Annotated in this window: 17 protein-coding genes; 9 read left to right on the forward strand and 8 right to left on the reverse strand. The window is 53.7% G+C overall.

The window, feature by feature from the left end:
* The first annotated feature begins 82 nt into the window (after positions 1–82).
* The 3 genes from QEH52_RS14495 (at position 83) to QEH52_RS14505 (ending at position 4,952) form a co-directional block, all read left to right on the forward strand.
* A complete protein-coding gene (locus QEH52_RS14495; RefSeq protein WP_308951393.1) occupies positions 83–2,140 on the forward strand; it encodes a sodium:solute symporter family protein in 2,058 nt (685 codons plus the stop codon).
* Between the two features lie 74 nt (positions 2,141–2,214).
* Complete coding sequence (locus tag QEH52_RS14500; RefSeq protein WP_308951394.1) at positions 2,215–2,847, forward strand: carbohydrate-binding family 9-like protein; 633 nt, start codon at positions 2,215–2,217, stop codon at positions 2,845–2,847.
* 8 nt (positions 2,848–2,855) lie between these two features.
* Positions 2,856–4,952, forward strand: a complete 2,097-nt coding sequence (locus QEH52_RS14505; protein ID WP_308951396.1) for a glycoside hydrolase family 52 protein — start codon at positions 2,856–2,858, stop codon at positions 4,950–4,952.
* A 174-nt stretch (positions 4,953–5,126) separates the two neighbouring features.
* Here the strand turns inward: QEH52_RS14505 and QEH52_RS14510 are convergent, their stop codons facing one another.
* Positions 5,127–5,855: a PEP-CTERM sorting domain-containing protein gene (locus QEH52_RS14510; RefSeq protein ID WP_308951397.1), complete on the reverse strand. Its 729-nt coding sequence runs from the start codon at positions 5,853–5,855 to the stop codon at positions 5,127–5,129.
* A gap of 130 nt (positions 5,856–5,985) precedes the next feature.
* The gene (locus QEH52_RS14515) at positions 5,986–7,278 is read right to left on the reverse strand and encodes a Gfo/Idh/MocA family protein (RefSeq protein WP_308951398.1); all 1,293 of its coding nucleotides are present in this window, start codon (positions 7,276–7,278) and stop codon (positions 5,986–5,988) included.
* A gap of 232 nt (positions 7,279–7,510) precedes the next feature.
* Between QEH52_RS14515 and QEH52_RS14520 the strand changes: the two genes are divergently transcribed.
* Positions 7,511–9,811: a sodium:solute symporter family transporter gene (locus QEH52_RS14520; RefSeq protein WP_308951399.1), complete on the forward strand. Its 2,301-nt coding sequence runs from the start codon at positions 7,511–7,513 to the stop codon at positions 9,809–9,811.
* A 12-nt stretch (positions 9,812–9,823) separates the two neighbouring features.
* Positions 9,824–11,440, forward strand: coding sequence for a beta-N-acetylhexosaminidase (locus tag QEH52_RS14525; RefSeq protein WP_308951400.1), 1,617 nt, complete (start codon positions 9,824–9,826; stop codon positions 11,438–11,440).
* Positions 11,441–11,458: 18 nt separating this feature from the next.
* On the opposite strand, the gene QEH52_RS14530 is transcribed toward QEH52_RS14525, so the two are convergent.
* From QEH52_RS14530 to QEH52_RS14540, 3 genes are all read right to left on the reverse strand, one after another.
* Complete coding sequence (locus QEH52_RS14530) at positions 11,459–13,105, reverse strand: family 78 glycoside hydrolase catalytic domain (RefSeq protein ID WP_308951401.1); 1,647 nt, start codon at positions 13,103–13,105, stop codon at positions 11,459–11,461.
* Between the two features lie 26 nt (positions 13,106–13,131).
* Positions 13,132–14,442 (reverse strand): sulfatase family protein, encoded by a 1,311-nt coding sequence (locus tag QEH52_RS14535; RefSeq protein WP_308951403.1) that lies wholly within the window; start codon positions 14,440–14,442, stop codon positions 13,132–13,134.
* 110 nt (positions 14,443–14,552) lie between these two features.
* Complete coding sequence (locus tag QEH52_RS14540; protein WP_308951404.1) at positions 14,553–14,981, reverse strand: hypothetical protein; 429 nt, start codon at positions 14,979–14,981, stop codon at positions 14,553–14,555.
* Between the two features lie 296 nt (positions 14,982–15,277).
* Here QEH52_RS14540 and QEH52_RS14545 point away from each other — a divergent pair, with 296 nt between their 5' ends.
* From QEH52_RS14545 to ruvX, 4 genes are all read left to right on the forward strand, one after another.
* Entirely contained in the window at positions 15,278–16,093 is an 816-nt protein-coding gene (locus QEH52_RS14545) for an alpha/beta hydrolase (protein WP_308951405.1), read from the forward strand.
* 152 nt (positions 16,094–16,245) lie between these two features.
* Positions 16,246–17,172, forward strand: a complete 927-nt coding sequence (locus tag QEH52_RS14550) for a nucleoside hydrolase (protein ID WP_308951406.1) — start codon at positions 16,246–16,248, stop codon at positions 17,170–17,172.
* A gap of 61 nt (positions 17,173–17,233) precedes the next feature.
* Positions 17,234–18,325, forward strand: a complete 1,092-nt coding sequence (locus tag QEH52_RS14555) for a mannose-1-phosphate guanylyltransferase (protein WP_308951408.1) — start codon at positions 17,234–17,236, stop codon at positions 18,323–18,325.
* A 95-nt stretch (positions 18,326–18,420) separates the two neighbouring features.
* Complete coding sequence (gene ruvX, locus QEH52_RS14560) at positions 18,421–18,843, forward strand: Holliday junction resolvase RuvX (protein ID WP_308951410.1); 423 nt, start codon at positions 18,421–18,423, stop codon at positions 18,841–18,843.
* 87 nt (positions 18,844–18,930) lie between these two features.
* Here ruvX and der read toward each other — a convergent pair whose 3' ends face one another.
* The 3 genes from der to QEH52_RS14575 all read right to left on the reverse strand — a co-directional run bounded on the left by der (position 18,931) and on the right by QEH52_RS14575 (position 22,291).
* Positions 18,931–20,505 (reverse strand): ribosome biogenesis GTPase Der, encoded by a 1,575-nt coding sequence (gene der / locus QEH52_RS14565; RefSeq protein WP_308951412.1) that lies wholly within the window; start codon positions 20,503–20,505, stop codon positions 18,931–18,933.
* Between the two features lie 122 nt (positions 20,506–20,627).
* Positions 20,628–21,809, reverse strand: a complete 1,182-nt coding sequence (locus tag QEH52_RS14570; protein ID WP_308951413.1) for an aminotransferase class I/II-fold pyridoxal phosphate-dependent enzyme — start codon at positions 21,807–21,809, stop codon at positions 20,628–20,630.
* Positions 21,809–22,291: an Lrp/AsnC family transcriptional regulator gene (locus QEH52_RS14575; RefSeq protein WP_308951415.1), complete on the reverse strand. Its 483-nt coding sequence runs from the start codon at positions 22,289–22,291 to the stop codon at positions 21,809–21,811. Before QEH52_RS14575 ends, QEH52_RS14570 begins: the two co-directional genes overlap by 1 nt.
* Between the last annotated feature and the right edge of the window lie 80 nt (positions 22,292–22,371).

A 22,371-nucleotide genomic window follows, 5' to 3' on the forward strand; every position in this document is an offset into this window, starting at 1 on the left:
CAGCAGCGCCACAACGCCAGAGCCCTATTTGCAACAGTATAAGATTTGCGCTTACAGGGGGCTCAAAGGCAACATGTTAGCAATGTTACCTTTAGCCCTGACTAACTTAAGTGCAATCGACCTCGGTATCGTAGGCGTCATCCTCGCCGTAGTGGTCGGCGCTGCCATTTATACCCGTCGCTATACCCGCAGCGTCGCCGACTTCTTGTCAGCCAATCGCTGCGCCGGGCGCTACTTACTCACTTTGGCCTCTGGCATGTCGGGACTCGGAGCTATCACCATCGTCGCGCAATGGGAACAGGTCTATCAGGCAGGCTTCTCGGCAGGCTTCTGGGGGCAAATGATGGCGCCACTCGGACTGATCCTCGCGCTCTCTGGCTGGATCATCTACCGCTACCGAGAAACTCGCTCCATGACATTGGCGCAGCTGATGGAAAAGCGCTACAGCCGCAAGTTTCGCGTCTTCTCTGGTTCACTTTGCTGGATCAGCGGTATCTTAAACTTCGGGATCTTCCCTGCAGTGACTGCGCGCTTCTTCATCTACTTCCTGGACCTGCCGGTGCACACGTTCGATGTGCCGGGGCTCGGCTTGAGCTTAAACCTAACCCTGGGAGTGGTCATGGCCATCGAACTGCTGTTTGCAGTGATGATCGCCTTAAGTGGCGGACAAATTTCCGTGATGGTGACCGACTTTATTCAAGGTCAGTTGAGCAATATCATCTTCCTCGCGCTTCTGGTCACCATGCTGGTGCTCTTCCCTTGGGAGGTGATTGTAGAAACTCTTAAACAAGCACCCGAGGGACAGTCGAAGCTCAATCCTTTCGATATCGGTCGCCTGCCCGACTTTAATATCGGCTTCTTCATGATGATGCTCTTCATCACGATTTACAACTTCATGGTGTGGCAAGGCACACAGGGCTATAATAGCTCTGCCATTAATCCACACGAAGCCAAAATGGCCGGCATCCTGGCCCAATTCCGCTCCGGGGTTACTTATTTGCTCATCCCACTCGCCGCGATCTGCGCCTACGTGCTGATGAATGCGCCGATTCACGAAGCTGCCACACTAGCCACTCAAGCGACCTTAGATGGCTTGGGCGACCCTCAACTGGCCAAGCAATTGACCACCACTGTCGCGCTTTCAAATGTATTACCGGTCGGCATCATGGGCTTATTTGCTTCGGTCATGATCATGGCCGCCGTGAGCACAGACACCACTTACCTCCACTCTTGGGGCAGCATTTTCATCCAAGATGTATTGATGCCGTGGCGCAGTTTACGAGGCCACCAAGACCGCTTAACACCAGAACTGCACTTACGCTGGCTCAAGCGCTCCATCATCGGAGTCGCCATCTTTGGCTGGTGCTTCAGCATGCTATTCCCACTCAAGGAATTCATCCTAATGTATTTCCAAGTCACGGGCGCAATCTTCCTCGGCGGCGGCGGCGCAGTGCTAATCGGCGCGCTCTACTGGAAGCGCGGCACCACCTCGGGCGCCTGGGCTGCAATGATCACTGGCTCCTCACTGGCAGTGAGTGGCGTGTTGATCAACAATGTGCTCTGGCCCAAAGTCCTGCCCTCTATCAAGGAAAGCTACGCGGGCACGGAATGGATCACCAACCTACCGGAAACTTTTTGGCTCAATGGTATGCAACTCGGCTTCTTGTCTTCGCTGACTGCGATCGCAGCCTACATTATTGTATCTCTGATGGCCCCGGATCCTGAGATCGAGATGGACGAGTTGCTACACCGCGGAAAATTCTCCGGCGTGGATCCAGAAGGGCCCGACCACGTAGCGCCCCCACGCACAGGCTTAGCGGCGCTGGGCTTTACCAAAGAATTCACTAAGAGCGACAAATTCGTCTACGTGCTGCAACTGGCCTGGGTGGCCTTCTTCTTCCTGTCATTCGTCATCATCTGCATCTGGCAACTGTTTGACAAATGGTCGGAAGATTGGTGGGCCAACTGGTGGTATTTCAATCTAATCTTTACCGGCATCGCGGGTGCCATCACCACGGTATGGTTCCTCATCTGCGGCACGCTCGACCTCAAGCGCTTATTTCACCGTCTCAAGACCATCCAACGCGATGCAAACGATGACGGCACCGTTGACAATCACCTAACCGAAAAATCCTCATGAGCCAAATGAAACGCCCGCTATGCTCCTTAATAGCGCTCAGCGCTTGCTCACTTTTCACAGCCTGCACAAAGACGATGACAGATTCATCCCCCGCCACCACGAGCACTCTCTTACTGCCCGCCAAACATGTCGAACGCTTCGAACTGGCACAGCCTTGGTTTGAAGAAAACGAAAGCCAATTCCGCCAGGGCTCCGTCGAACTGCAGTGGACACCGCACGCACTGCTCGTGCATGCCAAACTCGAGGACGAACAAATCTACACCAGCTCCGACGCCGACAATCAGCATATGTGGGAGCTCGGCGACGTATTTGAAGTCTTCCTACAAATCGAAGGACACGAAGACTACTTTGAGCTCCACATCACGCCCGCGAACACACGCTTCCATGCGCACAAACCAAATGTGCCGGGCAACGACCCCAGCAGCGGCGAATGGAAGCCGATCGACCACTGGCTCGTCAGCCCGATCGGCTTTGATGCGCAAGCAAGTCCGATCGAAGGTGGCTGGCAGGCCGCCCTACAAATCCCGCCCAGCGTACTCGGGCTCGAGAGCTTTGCGCCGGGCACCGAAATTCGGATCGCCTTTGCTCGCTACGACGGCGCCCCTCAGCGCCAACCGACACTCTCCGCCAGTGCACCGCATGCGCTGAGTGACACCATTACTTTTCATATTCCAGCAGACTGGCACCGCATCGTGCTCAACAAATAAAATCTCTCATGATTCTACCGAACGAGAAAAACTCCTTCCACGCCCAGCACAGCGCGATTGGCGCCCACAGCTCTTTCACCCTCGGCATGCACGGGGCTCCAGGCGGGCTTGCACTTGAAAAAGGTCAACCTGCCGACGGCGCAGTCTACGTCGGCACCATTGTGGATGAGCACATCACTGTGCTACCCTTTTTCGAGCACATGAACAACTCGGAGATCGCACGCTTCGATCACCAAAACCAGCCCGAGACCTGTCACGACGCCTTAACAGTGATCGAGGGCAAAGACATCACACGCGACTACCGCTTTGCTAGTGATCACTTCATCACCGAAGACCTGCGGCTGGAAATCATTTCCCCCTTCGGCGATTTGCCCGACCCGGCTACGACCGACCGCGCCGAAAATAAGCGCGCCGCCTGCCCTGTCGTTTTTGCGAAACTCACCGTCGACAACCGACAGGGCACGCAAACTAAGACCGCACTCTTCGCACTGGGCGAGCATGGCTGCCCCATGCCTGTTCACGAGCCTGGCAAGTTCACCGGCTTCCTCTTTGGCAATGGAAATCTGGGCTTCGCCACCGATGCCGAAGTGGAACCACTCCAAACCTTCGATCTCTCCAAAGCGAAAAAACCAGATGGCACCCAACTCGTGCCCCGCTTCGGCGGTAGCTATGGCTTTATGATGGATGTGCCCGCAGGTGAACAGCGCGAAATGCACATCAGCCTAGCCACTTATCGCGCAGGCACCGCCACACTGGGGCTGGAAATGCCCTATTGGTATACACGCTACTTCTCAAGTCTGCGGGATGTACTCGAATACGGACTCGAACATAAGGATTGGTATTATCAGCAAGCCGCACAACGTGATGCGGAGCTCGAGGCCGCCTCGCTCAACGATGCGCAAAAATTCCTCATCGCACACGCCTCCCACTCTTACTACGGTTCGACTCAGTGGTTTGACGATTCCGGCAAGCCATTCTGGAATGTCAACGAGGGCGAATACCGCATGCATAACACCTTCGATCTCACCGTCGACATGCTCTTCTACGAGATGCGCTACTCGCCGTGGACAGTTAAAAACGTATTAGAAACCTTCATACACCGCTACTCCTATTACGATCAAGTGCGCCTGCCTGGCAGTGACAACACCTACCCTGGCGGCATCAGTTTCACCCACGACCAAGGCAATCACAACAACTTCTCTCCCGAAGGTTACTCTAGCTACGAAATCAGCGGCATTGACCGACGCTGTTTCTCTTACATGACTCACGAGCAACTGGTCAATTGGGTCTGTTGCACCGGTGTCTACGTGAGCCAAAGTCAAGACCAAGCCTTTTTGACTCGTCACTTAAAGACGGTCAAAGACTGCTACCAATCGATGCTCAACCGCGACCACCCCGCCCCGGCGCAACGCAACGGTGTGATGGGCTGCGAATCCAGCCGCTGTAATGGTGGCGGCGAAATCACCACCTACGACTCGCTCGACACATCCCTCGGTCAAGCACGCAACAATCTCTACCTCGCGGTGAAATCATGGGCGGCCTACTTGGCCCTGGCCGAACTGTTCCAGCAAGCGGGCGAGCACACACTAGCAGCCGAAGCCACTGCATCTGCACAACTCTGTGCCCGCACCATCAGCGGCAAATGGGACGACACACTCGGCTATATACCTGCAGTCTTCGAAGACGACAATCGGAGCGCCATCATTCCCGCCATCGAAGGCCTGGTCTTCCCGCAAGTGATGGGCCTGCAAGACGCCCTCGCCCTCGACGGGCCCTACGCCGAATTCATTGGTATTTTAAAGCGTCACTTCGAATCGATCTTCAAGCCCGGCGTCTGCCTCTACCCCGACAACGGATGGAAGCTCTCCAGCACTGCCGACAACTCATGGATGAGCAAGATCTGCCTAAGTCAATACGTAGCCCGCAGCGTGCTGGGCATCGATTTCGGTGAGCAGCAAGTCGCCCACGATCAGGCTCACATGGACTGGCAAATCTTCGGCTCCACCTTCAATGCTTGTTCGGACCAATTCAGCAGTGGCAAGGCCATGGCCAGCCTCTACTATCCACGCATCGTCACCAACATTCTGTGGCTGACGGAGGCCTAACTAACTCAAGCGCCCGCTTCGACTTGTTTGAAACAGCGGGTCTAAGGAATTTTTCCCATCGACTTGCTTACTCGGGTAGAGTCAGGCCGGCCAGCCGTGTAGACATAAAAAAACGCTCACACGCCGGATGGCGCGTGAGCGTTTTGAAAAATAAAACCTAGGCTAGAGCCATTCCTAGCGACGACGGCGAACGAATGCGAGCGATAGTCCAACTAGACCAAGCAAAGCAGCTGTGGTCGCAGGCTCGGGAATCACAGTCGCACTCACTGTAATATTGTCATAGTCCACAAAACGACCACTCGGCAAACTAGAGCCTGTGCCTGGGTTTGTATAGATGGTAAAAGTCACTGGTCCGGCAACATTCTGCAATTCCGCCACACTCGATAGATCAAGCGAGCCAGAGCTAGCAGTCATCGTCTCAAAAGCGTCAGAACGAGCTGATCCAATGCTCGAATCAGCAGCAAGATCTGTAGTCCCGGTCAAAGAAGACTGCAGCAACCATCCACGTGTTGAGCTATAAGCAGATCTGCGAACCAATCCATCAAAACTAGTAAAACTTAAGGTCTTACCCGCCTCAGGAGTCAGAGTGAAACTGAAGGAAACGTCATGATCTACAGCGTCTGCTAGATTATTCACCTGATCGATGCTCGAATTCGAATAGACTTCCAATACAGACGTGCCATTCGCGGCGACCAAGAATTCAGTGCCACGATCTAACGTCGCGCCAGCTCCAGCTGTAATTAACGATGCGACACTGTTAGCATCAGTATCTGAAGAGCCAAGAAACACTGGATCACTTGCAGAGTTAAACTGATAATCGGCGACGATCACTGCGTGAGCTGAACCAGCAGCAAGGCAAGCAGCTACAAGGACAACGCTAGAAGGGAATTTTTTTATATTCATAGATCAGAGGGTTGGAATGTAATTCAACAGATGCCCACGTAAGAAAGCTCACTTTGAGGCATTCTACGCATTGCACTGTAAAAGAAATCATAACTTCACGTGACTTTGTCAAGGGGATTAGCAAAAAAGTCTAGCTCAAGCCCACACGCTGAGGAAAGTAATCGTAAGCAGTATTTGTGCTAGTCAAAGCTCCTGCTTGCGCCCAGGGAACATCCATCTCCGAGAAGAGCACTTCCTGCTCAAAGGCACGATGAATCAAATCATCCAAGCCCGAGACTGTCGTTTTCACACCTCCATCCACTGACTCATGACTGATCAAATCGGCCGGAATATCATGCACAGGCGAAGATTCATGCGCACCATTTACACTCAGAGTGTGCGCTGCAGCCACCTCTAGGTCACAAATAAAAACATCAGAATTCTCCATACGGTTCAGTAGGCGATCCAGCAATTGACTACGCACGGAGACGTCCGCCTCACAGGCTCTGGTCTCGACCGTTCCCTCATCGCTCGTCAACGTCACATCAGTAAAGGTCCAGCGAATCTCCCCCGACTCTCCCCGAATCACGATCTCCGGATCCAAGTGGGCCTCCGAGCAATGCGTCGCATAGAAATACAAAGGCAGCCCAGTCTTGGTTTGCACACGTAGGCAAGCCGTATCTGCACTCTCAATACGGTGTGCCCGATAGAGCTCAGCCTCTACCGTGTCAATATCGGCAGCCCGCTCACGCGACTCTCCCGCAAGGAAACAGATCATATTCAACTGGTGGCTGACCGCATTGTTAAAGGGCGAATCTAAAACCCAATCGTCCCCAACGCGCAGGCGCCCCGCCCAATCGTTACGCGTATAATAGGTATCCAAACGAGGCCACAAGCAGCGGCACTTGATCGACTGCACCGCGCCAATGCGCCCCGACAGGATCGCATCCTTCATCCACAGAGTCTCCGATGCAAACATCGTCTGAAAGCCAACCGCAACAAAACGGCCGGTTTCACGCTCCGCCGCCTGCATTGCACGAACATCTTGAATCGTCGCCGCAGCGGGTTTCTCAACAAACACATTGGCACCCGCCTGCAGCGCTGCAATCGTCATCGGAGCATGCAAGTGAATGCCGACCGGGATGAAACATAGATCTATATCCCCCTTAAATGCTTCTAGCATCGAATAGACATCATCGTAAAGCGCACCACCAACTTCGCGGATCTGCTGACACTCTAAAGGCACCTCCTCTTGGTTAATGACAGCCGCCGCAACGAGCTGAAGACTCGCGCCTTCCTGAATCGCCCCCATGACCATCTCATAGTGCACGCGCGCAAAGCCCGTGACCCCGATCAGGGCGACCTTCAGTATACTGGGACGCAGCCCACTCGACGTGCCCAACGAACTAGGCACAGAATCAGTTTCACTTACAATAGAAGACATATCCTCAAGCGGCTAAAATTTAATAAATCACAGGCCACAACCAAAGACAGTCCTAGGCAATGACCGACAAGCCCGAGCCAAAAACAGGCATGCAAGGAAAACCAATAGTCAATCCACTGTGACTATGTCAAAGGATTTATAAAAATTGATTACCCTTGACATAGTCACAGAGCAGCGAATACCTAAACTTTTTTAAAGTCACATAATAAAACGGCTTCCGCTTCAATATACTATGCACCTCATCGACTGGCTCATCGTCATCATCCCCGTCACCTTCATTCTGTCTGCAGCTGTGTACGCCAAAAAGTATGTAACAGGCGTGGTGGACTTTTTAGCCGCAGGTCGCGTAGCGGGACGCTATGTGATATCTGTGGGTGACCTCACCTCGGGACTAGGCGTCATCACACTAGTCGCTTTGGTAGAAGCGAAATATCAGGTCGGCTACGCCCTCACCTTTTGGGACTATATGATCATTCCGGTTGGCATCATCATGGGGCTGACAGGATTTTGCGTGTATCGCTTTCGCGAAACGAAAGCGCTCTCGATTGGGCAATTTTTAGAAATGCGCTACAGTCGCAACTTCCGGATCATAGCAGCCAGCATCCGCACCATCGCGGAGATGCTCACTAACGCGATCGGTCCGGCAATCGCAGCGAACTTTTTCATCTATTTCCTAAACCTGCCTCACAACGTCACTGTGCTTGGGATGAACATTCCAACCTTCTCCATTGTGGTGGCAAGTGTGCTTTGTATGGCCATCCTAGTGATGTGGCCGGGTGGACGGATCTCGCTATTGATCACGGACTCCTTTCAAGGAATTATCTCCTACCCTATTTTTGTCGTAATCGGCGGATACGTACTGCTGACCTTTTCATGGAATGGGGAAATTGCGCCCACCATGCTGGACCGTGTGCCGGGCGAGAGTTTCCTCAACCCCTTTGACATCGCTGAACTTCGTGACTTCAATCTATTCGCACTAGCGGTCTTCGTCTTAGGCAGCATCCTGAATCGTGCCAGCTGGATTGGAAACGACACCACCAATTGCGGACGTACTCCACACGAGCAAAAAATGGCTGGCATCTTAGGCTCTTGGCGTGGCGGTTTCAGTGGCCTAATGATTATTTTGGTGGCCGTCACTATCATCACGGTTATGACGCACCGTAATCACGCAGAGCAAGCCTACGGCATTCGCCAGCAACTCTCGCAAAAAGTCACAGAAGAAACAGTAGTGGAACCTGAGCTACGAGCGACCCTGAATCAGCGAATCGCCGCACTGCCTGTCACCGCACATGAAATCGGCGTCGATGCACCACTCTCACGCGACAACAACATCGACACCCCCTTTATGGAAACCGCGCAAGCAACACTCGGCAGCGACGGCGAGGGCAACCTAACATTTCAGAAATACCGCACGCTCTACAATCAGATGATGATGCCGGTAGCGCTGCGTAATATGCTGCCCGTGGGCGTGATGGGCTTATTCTGCCTATTGATGGTGATGTTGATGCTCTCCACCGATGACTCACGCATATTCAATGCATCTTCGACCATCGTGCAGGACATCATCCAGCCATTCCTCAAAAATCCGCTCAGTCCCGAACGACACCTATTGGTGCTACGCCTCGCATCGGTGGTCATCGCGATCTTCTTCTTTTTCTGTTCCATCTTTTTCGTCCATCTGGATTACATCAACATGTTCATCACCATCATGTCAGCCGTCTGGCTGGGCGGTGCGGGCCCCATCATGATCTTTGGTCTATATAGTCGCTTTGGTACGACATTTGGTGCCTATTGCGCCCTTTGTTTTGGTTCTGGTATTTCCGTGGCCACACTCATTCTACAACGTAACTGGGCCGAGCACATCTACCCCTTCTTAGTCAATCAAGGCTGGGAAGGCCCAATTGGCAAATTTCTCGAAAGCGCATCGTCTCCCTTCAATCCCTACATTGTTTGGAAGATGGACGCGGTTAAGTTTCCGATCAATTCCTACGAAAGTTACTTCATCGCAATGGTGACCGGCGTGGCGGCCTACGTCATCGGCTCCTTAATCACGCGCAAGGAACCCTACAATTTGGACCGTTTGCTGCATCGCGGCGAATACAACATCGACGGCAAGCAACCCGCTAAAATCAAGTGGACCCCGCGCAACGCATTCAGTAAATTAATCGGCATCACATCGGACTATACTACAGGGGACAAGGTGATTGCCTGGTCGGTCTTCAGCTATGCCATTATTTACAAGCTGATCTTTTGCTTCATCGTCGTACTGATATGGAATTTAATTTCCCCTTGGCCCGCCAGCTGGTGGGGCGATTATTTCTTCTATACCACGATCGCAGTCAGTGGAGTCCTCGCGATCATCTCAACGGTATGGTTCTTAATTGGGGGCATAATAGATACCCGCCGCCTGTTTAAGGACCTCGCCATGCGAGTAGACAATCCTCTCGACGACGGTCGTGTGGTCGGCCATATTTCGCTAGCCGACAAGGAAGCTTTCGAAGCCAAACAACAAAAGTCTAAAGACGAAGAATAGCCTGCCCCCAGTATGACAATGAAGCCCCAAGCCTGCGAACAGCGAGTCGCATCCATCATACCACGCCCCGTCCATATAGTAACAGGGCAAGGCGTCTTCCATCTAACTGCCGAAACAATTGTTCGCTCCAACAGTGCAGTCAGCAAGGAAGCGAGATGGCTACAATCAGACCTGAGCGCCCGCTGCCGCGTAGCACCAACGCGTTCGCGCGAGGACTCGGCAGCCAACCAGCGTCCACATATTTCATTAGAGCTGGCGCCTGAGACTCCACTGCCCGCCGCAGGCTACTGCTTAGACATCACACCAACCGTCATAAAAATCACCGCTAAGGATGCGGCCGGCGTCTTTTACGGCACGCGTACGCTGCTGCAATTACTGCCTACAACGACCGACTTCGAAAGTGCGGAAATCCCAGCAATGACGATCACGGATCATCCGCGCTTCGCATGGCGCGGCATGATGATCGACTCAGCACGCCACTTCATAGAAGTGGATCATATTAAATCGTTCCTAGACTGGATGGCTTTTCATAAGCTCAACAACCTGCACTGGCACTTGAGCGATGACCAAGGTTGGCGCATCGAAATCAAGAAGTACCCAAAACTCACTGAGGTCGGCGCTTATCGCGAGTCGACGCCGCCCTACGGAGATCGCAAAGGCAGCGATCACACCCGCTACGGCGCATTCTACACACAGCAGCAAATCCAAGAAGTCGTCCGCTACGCAGCGGAGCGACACATCACAGTGCTGCCGGAGATCGACATGCCGGGTCATATGGCCGCCGCCACTGCGGCTTACCCTTATCTCGGCAATAGTGACCTCCCGGACTATGCCCCCAAAGTTCAGAACCATTGGGGCATCCATCCTTATACTTTAGCGCCTACGGAAGCGGTCTTTGAATTCGTCGATGACATATTCACCGAAGTATGCGCCCTCTTCCCCTCGACCTACATTCACATGGGAGGCGATGAAGCACCCAAAACGCAATGGGAAGCCTCCCCACGCGTGCAGGCACTCATGCAAGCCAAGGGCCTTAAGGACGGCCACGAGGTGCAAAGCTATTTCGTAAAACGGGTCGAAAAAATCCTTGCGAGCAAGGGGCGTAAACTAATCGGCTGGGATGAAATCCGCGAAGGCGGCCTCTCTCCTCAGGCCAGCGTTATGTCTTGGCGCGGCGAAGCCGGCGGCATCGCATCAGCCCAAGAAGGCCACGACGTCGTGATGTGCCCCCAGTCCCACATGTATTTTGATTACTATCAGGCACCCGCGGCGCAAGAACTCGCAAAAGGCGCAGAATTTCAAGCTTTCGAGAATTTCCTACCACTGCAACAGGTCTATCAGTATGATCCCGTTCCCGCGCAACTCAGCCCACAAGAGGCCACTCACATTTTGGGCGTGCAAGCCAATTTGTGGTCCGAGTTCATAAAGGACTTCAAAAAGATGCAATACCAAGCCTTCCCGCGCATCGCTGCTTTAGCCGAAGTCGCTTGGTCCCCGGCAGCAGACAAAGACTATGCTAATTTCCTCGAGCGACTAGAGGGTATCTTAGCTCATTACCAACTCGCTCAAATTAACTGCGGGCCCATCTACACACCAGCACCACAAGACGAAACGCCAGCGAAAAGCTAGCCTCCCATAGCATTGATATCACACTCTTTCTATTCCATCAGGCAAGGTGCACTCGATCACTGGCTTGCCCGAGGCTGTATGTGTGACTTCGATTTCAATTGATCCGTGCGCGGTGGGCACCTTCGCCCTGGCCCACTCCAGATCTCCCAGTTGAGGCTGGATGATTGCCTGTCGAAAGCCCGGTGCCGCAGGGCGCACACCCATCAGACGCCGGATTATAATGTTACTCGGCGCCGCGCCCCATGCATGATTCCAATCAAGGTTCGGTTTGTAGCGAGCATCCCAGGCTTCGAGTGTCATGGTGCTACCGACACGGTGAATCATATGCCACCAGGAGCGATCACTCTTCGATGTCATCAGACTCAGGGCGTGATCGGGGGCTCCGCATTTGTAGAGCGCGTCTAGCAGATGTTGCACACCATACACACTACAGGCCATCGCTCGACTTTTCACGAAAGCAAGCACGCCCGCCTGACGCGCCGCCGGAACGATGCCCGCTAACAATGGATAAAAATTTGCATGCAGCGAGGCATGCTCGGTCGCATTGCCGTCCACATAGCTCCCACGCTTGGTATCAAACAGCTGCTGGTTGATACTCGCCGCCACCTGTCGCGCGCGCGATTCGAAGAACAGTTGATCCTGCACCTCTCCCAAGTGCCCAGCGATCCGAGCCATCAATATCAGACTGCGATGATGTAAGGCATTGATGGCCGTGTTCACAGGTGAAAAGACATAACCATCCGCCTCTCCCATCAATCCATCTTGCGCAAAATCATGCCGCGGCCAATCGACCATGTCCTGCAGGCCTTCATTAAAGAATCCATCCAAGCCCAGTTGCTCCATTAGGGCGTCTTTGGCAGGACAATCGGCAGCACTGATTAAGCCGTCACTCCCTGCCAGCGCGTGCAAAGTCTTCAGCTTGAGCATAACATAGTGTGCCCGCATACGCCCCTCATCGCCGCTGTAAAGAAAGTCATACCAGGCAATCAAGGGCATGTGCAGATGCCAGTCTGACGGCCACGTGGGGTGCTCGATTAAATAATCAATCGTCTGCTGCGCCATCCCGTAACTCGCATCTAGGCAATAGTGCGAAAGTTGGTTGATATAGGCATCCCCCTCGTAAGGAATGCGCTCACGGTCGCCGTCGACATAAAGCCCGCAAAAAGTCGTCGCCTTAATGGTATGCCGGCACAACTCCCAAACCTCATTGAGCACCGGGTCCGCACACTCAAACTCAGCCGCGACATCATCGAAGGGCGCATGCACAAAGCGTTGCCGAACATCCAACAGTTCAATCCCCTCAACCAGCGCATCAATTTCGCAATAACGGAAGGGCATGACTTCACCGATCGCGGGCGGCATTTTAATCGCACGCGCACCCGTATTCCTAGCATCAGCCGGAATGACTAACCGATAACGATGCCTGCCAGCTTTCAGCTTGAGTGGAATCTCCCGATAGCGAACCGTACAGCCGGGCGCCCGATCCAAGCGCCCATCCGCGGCAAGTTTTTCCCCGAGATGAAGCTGTAACACATGTCCGGCGCAGGCACAGTTGAGTTCAAGTTCCACTGTGCCAAATACCGCACGCCCAAAATCAATAAAGCGCAACGAAGCACCCACTTGGCGTTGATGGGCAGGAGCGATGGGGGTATCGACAAGTTGCATACAAATAACAGAGTTTCAAATTTGGCTTAACAGCGGCTCCAGGGATCCTGCCATTCACGATGACAAGAACGATTGACTTCCTGATAGTGACTAAGTCCGTCTCGCTCCAAGTAGGCCTGCCCGTCTAGGAACTCGTCGCCAAGTGCTGCGAGCCGATGCTGCAAGCGAGACTCCAGCGCACTTTGAACATCCACGTGTTCGGCGGATCCAAGCAGATTGCGCATCTGATACGGGTCTGCCTCGTTATCAAACAACAGCCACGGACCATCTGTATTTCGAACATAAGTATAGCGCTGCGTACGTAACCCGCGATAGGCTTTGAACCCGTGTTCCAGCACATTGGCGAAAGCCGCCGGTAGATTGAGCAGCGCCGCTTCATCACCCGACAATGCTTGCTCGCCACGCAGGACCGCCGAATAGTCCTGCCCCTGAACCGTCGCTGGGATCTCAAGCTCACAAAGCCCCAACAGTGTGGGCATGATGTCGGGCGCATCCATGGGCAAGGGCAAGGCCCCCCGCGGCAAGCCTGCCGGCCAGCGCAGCAGAAAAGGAACGCGAATCGATTCGTCCCACGGCACGCTTTTGCGGTTGATGCCCTGGCTGCCGAACATATCGCCATGGTCCGAGGTGAACACGACTATGGTATTGTCGCGCTGACCGGAGGCGTCGATCGCATCGAGCACCGTGGCCAGACAATCATCCAGAGCCGCGATATGCGCGTAATTGCCCCGCAGCTCTTCCCTCGCCTCTGCCTGCTTGTCGGCAGGTACGTTGGGGCGCAACTCGATGTCAACATGAGCAAAGCGATCCTGGTATTCCTGTGGCGCCGTGTGCAGCGGAAAGTGAGGAGGCCCCCAGGAAAGCATCATCATGTAAGGCTTCTCCGCCTCAGCATGATCTCGTATATATTGTGCAGCGTCCTTACTTTGCGCACGCGCATCGTAGTCCCCCCACGGCTGCAGCCTGTCGTCATCATTGAAGTAATAATGCGAGTCGTTGTAGTCGTGGGTGCATTCGAAGGCCTTCCAATAATCGAAGCCAAGTTGGTAGTCGTGCGGAACGTAGGCCTGCCGACGCCCATACGCGCCGTCGGGGCTGCCATAGAGATGCCACTTGCCGATATAGGCAGTCTCGTAGCCACCTCGCTTAAAGGCGCGCGCAATTGTATTGCAGTTCGGGTTCAATTCCACGTCGTTGATGTAAACACCATGCGTCAGCGGATACTGCCCCGTCATTAGACTTCCACGATACGGACAACATACCGGACAGCCGGACACCGCATGCGTCAGGTTGAGGCCCTCACCCCGCCAAACGATCCATCGTCGGCGTATGGACATCCTGGTTCCCTGCATAAGCAACGTCCTGCATGCGCATCTCATCGGCAAAAATATAGACTACATTCGGAGGCTTCTTCATAATTCTCTTCGTAGGTTTAAATGAGTGCAGATTAGTGATTCACGATCATTTGGTGGGCTTGTTTGAGTCGATCGTCATGCTTTTTAACCTTCATTGCAAAAAAGATACAGACTCCTCCAAAGATAATTGGTAACACTAAAAAGAATGACAGAAACGAGACGACTGCCATACATATTAGCACGGCAAAAGCAACTTTCTGCTGCCTAAGAGGACTGATCCAATTTGCCGTTAAATTCTTACATGCTAAGGCATGGAATTGTCCGTTCGAAAGTGTGCCGGCAAGCTCTACTTGGTCTCCATTCGAGATGACGCTGGGAGTTGCTGTTCTTAGCAGAACGCGCTGCCCGTCTACAACAAACATGGACAAATGAGTCGTCGAAGTGCGCTGACTGGTTCCTTGAACCTCAGTAGACCGTTCTAAACCCTCAGCAATACCATTAATTATCGTTAGGTCATTCATATGTTCTTTTTTCTTAGCGACCTTCGTGGGTATAAACGATTTCGATTTCGCTAGTAAAGTAGTAGCAGGTGACGTCTGAAATTTCGCTCTTCTGCAGGTGCTGTGTGAAAGTTTTGTAGTCTACGATGTCCATGTTTGAGAGGTATTGTCGCTTAGGTAATCCTCGTAAGGTAAATTGACGGCTAATTAAAGTGCAAGTTTTTTAGCCAAACTCCAGTCCTACTGACGCCTGAAAGAAGCGATTAGGCACAGTCTCCCATTGACTCATTAAATGGAAGCATCTGAATGCTGCAGGTATGTTCAAAGAGCCCTCCCAAGCACTCCACCCCAGCGACCCTGTCTTATCTTTGGCAAGATTGTATCCGTATTTACTAGAGGATGGGGAAAATTTCGCCTGCATGTTGATCCTCCCCGGTGGTGGTTTCAGCCAGGTCAGCCACCAAGAAGGCCCTCCCGTGGCGGCTTGGCTCAACTCGATCGGTATATCTGCTGTCGTGCTGGAATACTCGGTCAGCAGCGACGAAGGCCCGGGCACTTACCCGAGACCACAGCAACAAGCTAATTATGCCATGCGTTGGCTGCGCGCGCATGCGCCCGAGCTAAACATCGACCCTAAGAAAATCGGCGTGATGGGATTCTCCGCAGGTGGCAATATCGCAGCAGGGGTATCACATGGCTTTGAGCGTAGCGAGTGGCAACTCGATCCGGACCAATGCTTAGCATATGTGTCCGCACGGCCTGATGCCTCGATTCTGGCCTATGGAATCCTCAGCTCATTTTCGCTCTACCAGCCCCGAGCCTCGATGGGGAATTTGTTTGGCGCCCAGCAAGTAGGCACAGAGTTACAACGTAGCATCTGCTGGGACGACTATGTGCACCCGGAAGCACCGCCGACCTTCCTATGGCACACTGTGGCCGACCCCACGGTGCCGGTCGAAAATAGCTACCATATGGCGATCGCGCTGCAGCAGGCTCAAATCCCACATGAACTGCACGTCTTCCCCTGTGGCGAACATGGCATCGGCCTAGGAACGATCCACTCACGCCGTCAAGGCTCTGCCGATCAGTGGCGTGGTTTAGCTGAGCGCTGGTTGCGTGAATTGAACTTTTAAGACAAGCCCGCAGCGCTCCACTGCGGGCCCGGCTTGAATCGACACGCGTGTGGCCACTCACACGCTCCGTGATTTATTAGCTTGAAAACTCGTGACTACGTCAGAAGGCTAGCAAAAACAGCTTTTTAATCCTGCAAAACACCCAAGCAAGTATGCACACACCGGTCCAAATCCTCCTCGACACAGATATGCTCACCGACTGCGACGACGCAGGGGCACTCGCGATGCTCCACGTCCTAGCGGACCGGGGTGAAGCCAAGATTTTGGGCGTCGCGGTCAACGGCATCGATAGCCACGGCCTGCACGGATCCGTCGTGAGTGCAATCAACTACCACTTTGGCCGACCTGAAATTCCCGTCGCGATGAGCCCTCGCGGAGAGGAGCAGACTCCAGTCAAGCCTTCCAGCTACTCCAGCTCGATTTATGAAAACTATCCGCACGACGGGCTGCGCGATGCTGAGCGCCCCAATGCGGTGGAACTCTATCATCGTCTGTTGAGCGAGGCCGAAGACCACTCCGTCACCATCGTCAGTATCGGCTTTCTCTCGAACATCGCGGACTTGCTCGCGATGGACTCGGGCCCCGCACTGGTCGCTCGCAAAGTAAAGGGCATCACGATCATGGGAGGCGCCTACCCCTCCGGCAACGAGTATAACTTCGATTTCAGTGGCACTGGCCCCACGACTCAAGCGGCGCTCGAAGCTTGGCCTGAGACCGTGCCGATCACATTTATCGGCTACGAACTCGGCGAACGCGTGATCACCGGCACCGATTATCAGGCCGCCCCAGACAGCCCGATGCGACGTGCGTATGAGCTCGCCTACGACTCGATCAATCGTGGGCGCCCCAGCTGGGACCAGGTCGCTGTCTTTCACGCCGTGCGCGGCTTACACAGCAATGGCTGCACTTGGTTTAATGCCATCGCGGGCAAAAACCGCATTTCCGCCACAGGCCAAAACAGCTGGCAGGCCGATCCGAGTGGCCCCGACGCCTATCTCGAACTCGCAGTATCTGCGGACGAACTAGCCAGCACCATCGAGCAGCTGATGGTGACGCCTCCCGCGACACTCAGTCTATAAATCGTGATCATCTCGCAAAATCCAAACTTGCCATTTGCGGGCGTGAATAGAGTCTGCGGGCATGTCTAAACGATTTGTAGTTATCATGGCAGGTGGACGGGGCGAACGCTTCTGGCCAGAAAGCCGTATCGCACGCCCCAAGCAACTCCTCCCCATCGTGGGTGAAAAGGCGATGCTCGCACAAACGATCGACCGCCTAGCGGGACTCGTGTCACCACAGGACGTGTTTGTGATTACAAATGCCGAGCAACGTGATGCCGTGCTGGAAGTCTGCCCGGAGCTGGACCCCAACAAGGTGATCGGCGAACCAGTCGGCCGCGACACCGCCGCGGCCGTGGGGCTCGCCACCGTGCTGGTTCGACGCGAAGATCCCAACGCCAGCTTTGCCATGCTCCCTGCGGATGCGGTCATTCACGATGCTGCCGGCCTACGCGACACACTCGAGAGCGCCTTTGCCGCGGCTGAAGCGCAGCCAGTGCTCGCGACGATCGGCATTACCGCCAGCTTTCCTGCCACAGGTTACGGCTATATCCAACAAGCAGATGCGATGGGTGAATTCGCGGCGCGCAGTGTCTATCACGTGCAGCGCTTTGTGGAAAAGCCCGATTTAGCCACTGCGGAAAGCTACTTAGCCGATGGCAATTATTTTTGGAATGCTGGCATGTTTATATGGTCGGTGCCCTCGATCGTCGCTGAACTTGAAAAGAGCACTCCAACACTGTGGCAAGCACTGCAAGCGATCGACCAAGGCCTAGCTGCAGGCCAAGACATCGACGCCCTACTAGCCACACACTACCCGACTCTTGAAAAGATTTCGGTGGATTATGCCATCATTGAAAAAGCAAGCAATGTGGTGATGGTGGAATCTGGCTTCGACTGGGACGATGTTGGCGAATGGCCAGCTGTGGCGCGTCACTACCCTGCCGATGATAATGGCAATGTAGTACGCGGACAAGCGGAACTCAGCGACTCGCAAGATAACATTGTTTACTCGCGCGATGACACACATTTGGTGGCACTGCTCGGCGTGAAGGATCTGATCGTGGTCAAAACCGGCGATGCCACATTGGTATGCCACAAAGACAAAGCCCAAGAGATCAAGGCTCTAGTCAATAAGATCGGCGCACAGGAAGCTTACAAGCGCCTAATGTAATCGGTGTAATCGGTGTAATCGGTGTAATCGTGTAATCGGCCAGATTCACAGATTTAAATTACCAATCCTAAACACTCTAGTCCTAACTTTTTACAGTGAACTATCTCGGCATCGATTGGGGAGAAAAGCGTATCGGCTTGGCTTTTGCCGACGAGATCGGCATTGCCATGCCCCTACAGGCGGCGGTGGCGGCTTCCAAGAAAGAGCGCATGCGACATATCGAAGATATGATCGCGCAGCGACGTGCTCAGGAACTAGTCGTCGGCTACCCGCTCAATATGGATGGCTCCGTCGGCTTTAAAGCCAAAGAAGTGGATGTATTTATCGAGGAACTGGAAAAGCGCTTTCGACTTCCGATACACCGTGTCGACGAGCGCCTCTCCAGCCACTCAGTCGAACAAGGCCTGCGCGGCCAAAAGAAAAAGCCGACGCGTCAAAGCGGCGAAATCGACTCACGTGCGGCAGCCCTAATCCTGCAGGACTTCATCGAAGAACGCAGCATTCGCTCAGGGCTATAATGCGAATGCTACGAAGTGCGATGCCAGCCAGAGCTGTTTTGCATCGCACTTCGAAACATTCAAAAGGCGGAACATTAAAAGGACGCGCTAGCGTTTCTTCCGGCCCTTGCCGCCCTTGCCTTCACTGGCATTGTGCGCGGCCTTGGATTGCGTGATACGCTTGCGGCGCTCAGGGTGCTTGGTGTCGAGCTTCGCCGCATCAGGGCCCATCTTTTTAAGACGTGCCTTGTTTTGTAAGGTATCATTATGGCGAGGCGCATGTTCGCCCTCACCTTCTTCATAGCGACGCTCTTTACCCACTAGATCAAAGCGCACGGGACAGCCATTCAGCCGGAACTCGTGAATGATCGCTTTTTCCAGATATCGACGATAGCTCGGATCCAGTCGCTCGATACGATTGCAGAAGAAACGAATGCGCAGTGGACGCGAGCCCGTTTGCACAGCGTAAAATACTTTGAAGCGCTTGGTGCCCACGATCTTGGGTGCGCGAGCCTCGAAGAGCTCCTGAATCACACTATTAAGCTTACCAGTCGACAGCTTCATATCCAGCGTGGCTTGGATGGACGCTGCCGCGTTGAGCATCGACTCAATTTCAAAACCGGTGGCCGCAGATACGAATAACACCGGAGGATTGGGCAAGAAGAACATCTCTTTGCGCAGCGACTCTTCGTAGCTCTTCAAAAAGTGTTTCAGGTTCTTAAAACCTTCAATCGGATCGTGCGTCCAACGGTCAATAATCAAGTCCCACTTGTTAACCACAATCACCAGAGCCCGCCCGGCATCGAGCACTTCCCCCGCGAGGGCTTGATCCTGCTTGGTCACACCATCAACGGCGTCAATGACTAAGAATACCACATCGGAGCGCTCCATCGCGGCTTGTGTGCGCACGCTGGAGAAATATTCGACAGGACTATCGACTTTGCGTTTCATGCGTAGACCCGCGGTATCAGCGAGACGGAACTTGAGCAGTTCGCCATCCTTATGCTGGTAATCCAGGTCGAGCTCCACGGAATCGCGCGTAGTGCCTGGCACGTCGCTCACGATCAAACGGGTGGATTTCAAGAGCCGGTTACCAATGGAAGACTTGCCCACATTAGGACGACCCAGCAACGAAATACGAATACGCTCCGACTGGTCGGCTCCACTGCCTTCGGGCTTGGGGCCTAGTTTCTCATCGATCACAGCTTCGAGTTCAGTAATCCCACGGCCATGTTCAGCGGAAACCAGCAAGGGCTCTCCGAGGCCAAGGCGAATGAATTCGTCAGCGGCCGATTCGTGTTCTTCCAAGTCAACTTTGTTGGTGACCAAAACCACTTGCTTGCCATAACGACGCAACTTCTGCGCCACGATTTCATCAAGTGAGGTAATTCCTTCGCGAATATCGACAACAAAAAGAATAATAGAGGCTGCTTGTATCGCAAACTCTACTTGTTCCTCGGCAGCTACCGAAATCTTCTTCGGCGTCATATCGAGCTCCATGCCGATGCCGCCAGTGTCGAGCAGCACATAGTCGTCGCGCACTTCGGTGGAAATTAGGTCGCGAGTGACTCCGGGCATATCATGCACGATAGACATGCGTTTACCGCAAAGCCGATTAAAGAGACGGCTTTTCCCGACATTAGGGCGCCCCACGAGGGCGACGGTTCTGGATGGATCGATCATATTTATTAGGGAGCGAGAGCCGAGTAGGCTCTCGCTCGTTATTTTGAATTAATACAGTAAATTGCGCCGCTGGCCAGCCTAGGTTGAGACAGCTGAGCGGGGCCATGGCGCGGATAGAAAGATTAAGCCCGTTTGCTTAATTTTTCAACATAGCGTTCGACACGGTCGGTGGCTTCGATGATGCGTTCGTAACTGGTAGAGAAGCTAGCGCGGGCAAAACCTGCGCCACTGGGACCAAAAGCAGTGCCTGGCACCACTGCGACTTCCTCTTCATCTAGCAAGCCCTTGCAGAAGCTCAAGGAATCCAGACCGGTGGACTGGATCGACGGGAAGGCGTAAAAAGAGCCCTTGGGCGAGTGACAGTCCAAGCCTGCTTCATTAAAACGCCGCACGATAAGGTCGCGACGGCGGTGATATTGCTCTTTCATCTTCGCCACCGCAGGTGCGCCGTTTTTGAGTGCTTCAATGGCAGCCTCTTGCGAAAGAATGGGCGCACAGAGCATGCTATACTGGTGCACCTTCATCATGGCCTCAATCAATGGCTTTGGACCACATGCATAACCAATGCGGAAGCCCGTCATCGCAAATGCCTTAGAAAAGCCATGTAAGAAGATGGTGCGCTCTTGCATGCCTGGCAGCGAGGCGATGCTGGTGTGCTCGCCTTCAAAAGTCAGCTCCGAATAGATTTCGTCGCTGATGACCAGCAAGTCTTTTTCGATCGCAAACTTTGCGAGGCGCTCCAATTTGGCGCGCTCCGTCACCCCACCGGTAGGGTTGGTGGGGAAATTGAGCATCAGTACCTTACATCCGGGCTCCCAAGCAGCTTCGACTCGCTCGGGATCGATCCCGAACTGATCCTCGGCAGAAGTGCCAACCGCAATGGGCTGAGCATGCGCCAACACGATGCTCGGGCTATAGGAAACATAGCACGGCTCGTGATAGAGCACTTTATCACCGGGATTGAGCACCGCACGCAGCGCAATATCCAAGGCTTCCGAGACTCCAACCGCCACCAAAACATCCGTTTCGGGATGATAGCTTATGCCGAAATTATTCTCAACGTAGCTGCTGATCTCACGACGCAAACGAATCAGGCCGAGATTATCCGTGTAACTCGTCTTCCCCTTCTCGAGTGCAAAAATAGCAGCCTCTCGGATGTGCCAAGGCGTCACAAAATCGGGCTCGCCGATACCAAGTGAGATCGCCTGCGGCATGGCCGCAACAATCGAAAAGAAATCGCGAATACCCGAACGCGGCAGACCCGCTACGTGGTCGGCTACAAAATGTTGACCATTATCACTCATTATGGGCTGACAGCTGGTTTATCTTCGCGCTCGCTGGGCGAAAGTAATAAATAGCCCTGCTCCTTATACGCACGCAGCATGAAGTGCGTGGCCGTAGAAAGCACACCTTCCACGGTAGAGAGACGCTCGGACACAAAAGAGGCAACTTCGCGTAAGTCCTTACCTGCCGCAAATACTAGCAGATCGTAGCCGCCTGACATCAGGAAGCAGGACTCAACCGCATCAAAACGAGCAATACGAGTCGCAAGGCGATCAAAGCCACCATCGCGCTCGGGGCTAATCTTCACCTCGATCACCGCGCGTACGACATTTTCTTGCGCTCGATCAGGATTGAGCACGGGGCGCCAGCCGAGGAAAATTTCTTCGGCTTTTAGGCGTGTTAATTCGGCTTCGATCTCAGACTCGGACATGCCGAGCACCTGCGCCATTTGGGCAGTATTGAGATGCTCACCTTCGAGGAGCAATTGCAGGACGGAACTCATAAGCGCGCGAGTAAAGCGGGATTCTCACAAAAAGCAATTGTGCAAACGAGCGAATTTTTGCCCCCCTTTCGCAGCCACCT

This window comes from Thalassobacterium maritimum (assembly GCF_031127805.1).
GTDB lineage: Bacteria > Verrucomicrobiota > Verrucomicrobiia > Opitutales > Coraliomargaritaceae > Thalassobacterium > Thalassobacterium maritimum.

Coding starts and splice junctions, on each gene's coding strand:
- QEH52_RS14495 (WP_308951393.1), top strand. CDS start 83: ATGTTACCTTTAGCCCTGACTAACTTAAGTGCAATCGACCTCGGTATC.
- QEH52_RS14500 (WP_308951394.1), top strand. CDS start 2,215: ATGACAGATTCATCCCCCGCCACCACGAGCACTCTCTTACTGCCCGCC.
- QEH52_RS14505 (WP_308951396.1), top strand. CDS start 2,856: ATGATTCTACCGAACGAGAAAAACTCCTTCCACGCCCAGCACAGCGCG.
- QEH52_RS14510 (WP_308951397.1), bottom strand. CDS start 5,855: ATGAATATAAAAAAATTCCCTTCTAGCGTTGTCCTTGTAGCTGCTTGC.
- QEH52_RS14515 (WP_308951398.1), bottom strand. CDS start 7,278: ATGTCTTCTATTGTAAGTGAAACTGATTCTGTGCCTAGTTCGTTGGGC.
- QEH52_RS14520 (WP_308951399.1), top strand. CDS start 7,511: ATGCACCTCATCGACTGGCTCATCGTCATCATCCCCGTCACCTTCATT.
- QEH52_RS14525 (WP_308951400.1), top strand. CDS start 9,824: ATGACAATGAAGCCCCAAGCCTGCGAACAGCGAGTCGCATCCATCATA.
- QEH52_RS14530 (WP_308951401.1), bottom strand. CDS start 13,105: ATGCAACTTGTCGATACCCCCATCGCTCCTGCCCATCAACGCCAAGTG.
- QEH52_RS14535 (WP_308951403.1), bottom strand. CDS start 14,442: ATGTCCATACGCCGACGATGGATCGTTTGGCGGGGTGAGGGCCTCAAC.
- QEH52_RS14540 (WP_308951404.1), bottom strand. CDS start 14,981: ATGAATGACCTAACGATAATTAATGGTATTGCTGAGGGTTTAGAACGG.
- QEH52_RS14545 (WP_308951405.1), top strand. CDS start 15,278: ATGTTCAAAGAGCCCTCCCAAGCACTCCACCCCAGCGACCCTGTCTTA.
- QEH52_RS14550 (WP_308951406.1), top strand. CDS start 16,246: ATGCACACACCGGTCCAAATCCTCCTCGACACAGATATGCTCACCGAC.
- QEH52_RS14555 (WP_308951408.1), top strand. CDS start 17,234: ATGTCTAAACGATTTGTAGTTATCATGGCAGGTGGACGGGGCGAACGC.
- der (WP_308951412.1), bottom strand. CDS start 20,505: ATGATCGATCCATCCAGAACCGTCGCCCTCGTGGGGCGCCCTAATGTC.
- QEH52_RS14570 (WP_308951413.1), bottom strand. CDS start 21,809: ATGAGTGATAATGGTCAACATTTTGTAGCCGACCACGTAGCGGGTCTG.
- QEH52_RS14575 (WP_308951415.1), bottom strand. CDS start 22,291: ATGAGTTCCGTCCTGCAATTGCTCCTCGAAGGTGAGCATCTCAATACT.